At 69.9% G+C, this 4,911-nt stretch carries 5 protein-coding genes; 4 read left to right on the top strand and 1 reads right to left on the bottom strand.

What is annotated here, in order from left to right; genetic code table 11:
- Nucleotides 1-212 precede the first annotated feature (212 nt).
- From DMB66_RS50385 to DMB66_RS50370, 4 genes are all read left to right on the top strand, one after another.
- Nucleotides 213-1,985, top strand: a complete 1,773-nt coding sequence (locus DMB66_RS50385; protein ID WP_125811218.1) for a hypothetical protein — start codon at nt 213-215, stop codon at nt 1,983-1,985.
- Nucleotides 1,986-2,089: 104 nt separating this feature from the next.
- The gene (locus tag DMB66_RS50380) at nt 2,090-2,353 is read left to right on the top strand and encodes a hypothetical protein (protein ID WP_199753113.1); all 264 of its coding nucleotides are present in this window, start codon (nt 2,090-2,092) and stop codon (nt 2,351-2,353) included.
- Nucleotides 2,354-2,383: 30 nt separating this feature from the next.
- Nucleotides 2,384-3,124 carry a M50 family metallopeptidase gene (locus tag DMB66_RS50375; protein ID WP_125811216.1) on the top strand — a complete coding sequence of 247 codons (741 nt, stop codon included), beginning with the start codon at nt 2,384-2,386 and terminating at the stop codon, nt 3,122-3,124.
- Nucleotides 3,125-3,202: 78 nt separating this feature from the next.
- Nucleotides 3,203-3,862, top strand: coding sequence for a M50 family metallopeptidase (locus tag DMB66_RS50370; RefSeq protein WP_125811215.1), 660 nt, complete (start codon nt 3,203-3,205; stop codon nt 3,860-3,862).
- A 5-nt stretch (nt 3,863-3,867) separates the two neighbouring features.
- Here DMB66_RS50370 and DMB66_RS50365 read toward each other — a convergent pair.
- A partial coding sequence (locus DMB66_RS50365; protein WP_148112856.1) for an acyl-CoA carboxylase subunit beta occupies nt 3,868-4,911 on the bottom strand: 1,044 nt, incomplete at its 5' end.

Raw genomic sequence — 4,911 nt, 5'->3', positions numbered from 1 at the left:
CTGCGGCGAGGGTCGGGGCGGACTCGCCTGAAGCCGGGACCAATACGTCCGAGGCTGGAGTTGGGGCCGACTCGTCCGCGGTTGGAACTGTCGGGGCGGACTCGTCTGAAGCCGGGACCGATGCGTCCGAGGCTGGAGTTGGGGCTGACTCGTCCGAGGTCGGGACTGCTGCGGCGAGGGCCGGAGCGGACTCGTCCGAAGCCGGGACCGATGTGCCCGAGGCCAGGGCTGAGGCGGACTCGCCCGGGGCCGGGACTGCTGCGGCGAAGGCCGGGGCCGACTCGCCCAAGGTCAAGGCCAATGCGGCCAAGACTGGGACCGCCGCGGGCCTAGTCGAGGCTGAGATCGGCGCGGCTCAGGCAGGTGCCAACGCGGAATCGCCGGCGGCTGGGACTGGCACAACCGGGACCGGCGCCAAGGTGGTCTCGCCCGAGACCGGAACCGGCGCGCCCGGAACTGAGGTGGGAGCGCCGAAGACCGGGGCAGACGACGCCGAGGCGAGCGGCCCGAAGATCACGGCTGCCGACCCGGGCCCCGCCTCCGAAGAAGCCGCCAAGTCCGCGGCGACCACCGGTGTCGCGACCGGCTCGACCACCAAGGCGTCCCGCAAGAAGGGCCGTGGTCGGACGGCTGCCGCCGCGGCTACGGCTGAGCCTGCCGCTGACATCACAACACCGAGCGTCGAGTCATCCGCTGCGTCGAGCGGGCTCGCCACGCCGGCAGAAGCGGGCAAAGCCACCGACGACGACCAGGCATCCGCGGATCAGGCATCTGCGGACAAAACAACGGCCGAAGCCGATGCAGCGGCCGACGCGGACGCGCGCTCGTCCACGGTCGAAGCGTCCGAACCGGAGCCTGAGCCGAAGTCGGCCGTCGAGCCGAAGCCAACCGGCGCGAACAGCGCCACCCCCACGGCACCACCCGAAACGCCGAACACCGAAACACCGAACACCGAAACACCGAACACCGAAACGCCGAAGACCGAAATACTGAAAACCGGAACCCTGAAGGCCGGCACGCCGAAGGCCGACGACGCTGACAACGGTCCCGCCACCGTGATCGCCGCGCCCGACGCGGGCCGTACCCGGGTCATCAAGCCGGCCGCCGCACCGAAGCAGCCCCGCAGGGCCCCGGCAGCCCACACCGAGGCCGCCGCCCCCGCAGCGCCCGTCTCCGGCGCTCCGGCGTTCGGTAAGCCGAGCCGCCCCGCCTGGCAGCCGATGACCGTGCGCACGCCCTCCTCGGGCGCTCGTGGCATCACCGTCCTGGGCACCACGCTCACCCGCCGGCAGACCGTCATCGCGATCGGCGTGCTGGTCGCCGTACTGCTGGTGGCTCTTGCGGTGTTGGTTCCGCTGGCTTTCGGGGACGAGCAGGGTGACCAGGCGCAGGATCCCGGCCCGGCCGGGGTCGTGCCTGCCGCCAGTGCGGCTGGCAAGCCGTCCACCGTGCCCAGTTCGGCGCCGGCTGGCGGACCCGCGCCCGCGACGGCCAAGGCTTCGGCGCCGGCGTCGTCCGCTGCCGGCAGTAAGGCTCCGGTGACCGCCAGGGTGCCGAACGGCTGGTACCTCTACCAGGGTGATGGCTATTCGGTGCCGGTGCCCGACGGCGTCTCGGTCCGGACGCAGGGCACCGAGGTGTATTTCACCAAGAACAACCGGTTGCTGATCATCGATCAAACCAGGGAGCCCAAGCCCGACCCCGTCGCCGACTGGGAGCAGCAGGAGGACGAGCGGCGGGGGTCGAAGTACCGGGACTACCAGCGGATCAACCTCGGGCCCCTCACCTACCTCGGCAAGGCCGCCGACTGGGAGTTCACATACACCACCTCCAGCGGCAACGCGCAGCACGCGCGGAAGCGGGGCTTCATCACCACGCCTGGAAAGCAGGCCTACAGCATTTCCTGGTACACCTCGCCGGACGACTGGGCGGCCAGCCAGAAGGACCTTCAGGTTATCTACCAGGGGTTCAAGGCCGATCGGTAGGCCTCCAGGTGTGAGCGATGAGTGAATGGGTACTCATCGCTGACCACGGATGGAGGCACAAGATGATTCGTCGACACGGCAGTAGGCCCACGATCGCGTTGTGGATGCTCGTCGCGATCGCCGATATCGCACTGGTCGTCGCGGCCGCCGGCGCGTTCGTCATGGTGCTTGTCGTTGCCGGGGCGGTGGTCCTGGCCGGGGCGGTCGCGGGTGTGCGGATGCAGCGCCGCGGTGTCGCGGGCGTGCTGACGCAGCGCGGTGCCGTCTCAGGCGGTGCGATGGTGCCGCGCCGCGCGGTCGCGGGCGGCGGGATGGTGCAGCGTCGCGCGATGCCCGAGCGGGAGTCTGTGCTGCGCCGCCGCGCCTAGGAGGGCGCTGATCGACTACGCTCGCGGGCTGTGTCGATCGACTCGGTAAGTGACCTCTGGGACACCCTGCTCGGTGCCCAACCGGACCCGCCCGGCCTGCTCGTCCTGGTGACGGCGGTGATCGCGCTGGTCGTGGTCTCGTTCCGGCCGCTGTGGCGGGTGGCGCGCAACGCCGTCACCATCGCCCATGAGGGCGGCCACGCGCTGGTCGCGCTCCTGACGGGCCGCAAACTGCGCGGCATCCGGCTGGAGTTCGACACCTCCGGGCTGACGCTGTCGGCCGGCCGCCCGACCGGGCCGGGCATGATGTTCACCCTGCTGGCGGGCTATATCGCGCCGTCGCTGGTCGGCCTGGGCGGCGCGTGGCTGCTCGGCGGCAACCGGATCACGCTGCTGCTCTGGCTGGCCGTGCTCCTGCTGCTGCTCATGCTGATCAACATCCGGAACGTGTTCGGCGCGGTCTCCGTGCTGGTCACCGGGGCGATCGTCTTCGGCGTCTCCTGGTACGCGTCGCCGCAGGTGCAGGCGGCCTTCGCGTACGTGGGGGTGTGGTTCCTGCTGATCGGCGGCGTGCGGCCCGTCTTCGAGCTGCAGAAGCTTCGCGGCCGGGGCCGGATGCCGGAGTCGGACGCGGACCAGCTCGCCGGCGTCACCCATGTGCCCGCGCTCTTCTGGGTCGGCGTCTTCCTCGCGGTGGACCTGGCCGCGCTGGTGATCGGTGGCTTCATGCTGGCCGGTCAGTGGCTGCCCGCGGTCAGCAACACGCCCTGACTTCGAGTAGCCGAACGGCAACACATTGAGTAGATCCCGGTGATGTGGGTCACGGCCGCCCGCGGATAGCTTGCTGGGATGGCGGGCTCGCTGGGTATGGCCTGGTCCACCGGGGTGGTGGCGTTCGTCGCCGCGGTGCCCTTGTGGCGATACACCACCAACGCGATCACGATCGCGCACGAGGGTGGTCACGCGGTCTTCGGCTGGTTGTTCGGCAGTGCGGTCAAACACGTGAAGATCTTCCATGCGGGCAGCGGCGAGATGCTGTCCGGCAAGGAGAACTTCGTGTCGAGGTTCGTCTCGCTGGTGGCCGGCTACCTGGGCCCGTCGATCTTCGGCTTCGCCGGCGTGCAACTGCTGGTGCACGACTTCGCCCCGCGCTCGGTGCTGCTGCTCAGCCTCGTCTTTCTGGCCGGCGTGCTGATCATGGTCCGGAACCTGTTCGGCGTGTTCGTCATCCTGGCCGTCGGCGCCATCCTGTGGGTGGTCGCCCTCCGCTCGACGGAGCCGGTTCAGCTCGTCTTCGCCCATGTCTGGGTCTGGTTCCTGCTGATGGGCGGCGCGCGTCAGGTGCCCGAGCTGTTCTGGGCGATCCACGGCGGCGACAGCGACAACGACGCGGCCCAGTTGCAGGGGCAGACCCTGATCGGCGACGTGGTGTGGCTGTTCCTCTTCTGGCTGCTGTCGCTGGGCGCCCTCGTCTACGGCGGTGCGCTGCTGCTGCGGCACGCCACCTGAGCAGCTCAGAGCGGGATGTTGCCGTGCTTCTTCGGCGGCAGGGTCTCCCGCTTGGTGCGCAGCGTCCGCAGCGCCAGGGTGACCTGCGCCCGGGTCGCGGACGGCGCGATGACGGCGTCCACATAGCCGCGTTCCGCCGCGATGTACGGGTTCGCCAGCGTGTCCTCGTACTCGTTGATCAGCTCGGTGCGCAGCGCCGCCGGGTCCTCGGCCTTGGCCAGCTCGCCGCGGTAGAGGATGTTGACCGCGCCCTGTGCGCCCATCACCGCGATCTGCGCCGTCGGCCAGGCGAAGTTCATGTCCGCGCCGAGGTGCTTCGAGCCCATCACGTCGTACGCGCCGCCGTACGCCTTGCGGGTGATCACGGTGACCTTGGGGACGGTCGCTTCCGCGTACGCGTAGATCAGCTTGGCCCCGCGCCGGATGATGCCGTCCCACTCCTGGCCGGTGCCCGGCAGGAAGCCGGGCACGTCCACGAAGGTGACCACCGGGACGTTGAAGGCGTCGCAGGTGCGCACGAAGCGCGCGGCCTTCTCGGACGCCGCGATGTCCAGCGTGCCGGCGAAATGCATCGGCTGGTTCGCCACCACGCCCACCGGCCGGCCCTCGACCCGGCCGAAGCCGACCACGATGTTCTGCGCGTAGAGCGGCTGGACCTCCAGGAAGTCGTCGACGACGGCCTCCACCACCCGCTTGATGTCGTAGGGCTGGTTCGCCGAGTCCGGGATCAGCTTGTCCAGATCAAGATCAACCTCGCTCGGCGCGAGGTCGGCGGGCAGGTCGAAGGTGGTCGGTTCGTCCAGGTTGTTGCTGGGCAGGTACGACAGCAGCGCGCGCACGTAGTCGATCGCGTCGTCCTCGTCGCTGGCCAGGTAGTGCGCGTTGCCGCTGCGGGAGTTGTGCGTGCGGGCTCCGCCCAGCTCCTCCATGCCGACGTCCTCGCCGGTGACCGTGCGGATGACGTCCGGGCCGGTGATGAACATGTGCGAGGTCTGGTCGACCATCACCGTGAAGTCGGTGATCGCCGGGGAGTACACCGCGCCGCCCGC

This window comes from Actinoplanes sp. ATCC 53533 (assembly GCF_003947245.1).
Note: the sequence above shows the minus strand (reverse complement) of the source record. Positions and strands in the feature narration are given on the sequence as shown.

What these genes read in the sequence shown, in the direction of transcription:
- DMB66_RS50370 (WP_125811215.1), top strand. Translation starts at nt 3,203, where the DNA reads ATGGCGGGCTCGCTGGGTATGGCCTGGTCCACCGGGGTGGTGGCGTTC.
- DMB66_RS50380 (WP_199753113.1), top strand. Translation starts at nt 2,090, where the DNA reads ATGCTCGTCGCGATCGCCGATATCGCACTGGTCGTCGCGGCCGCCGGC.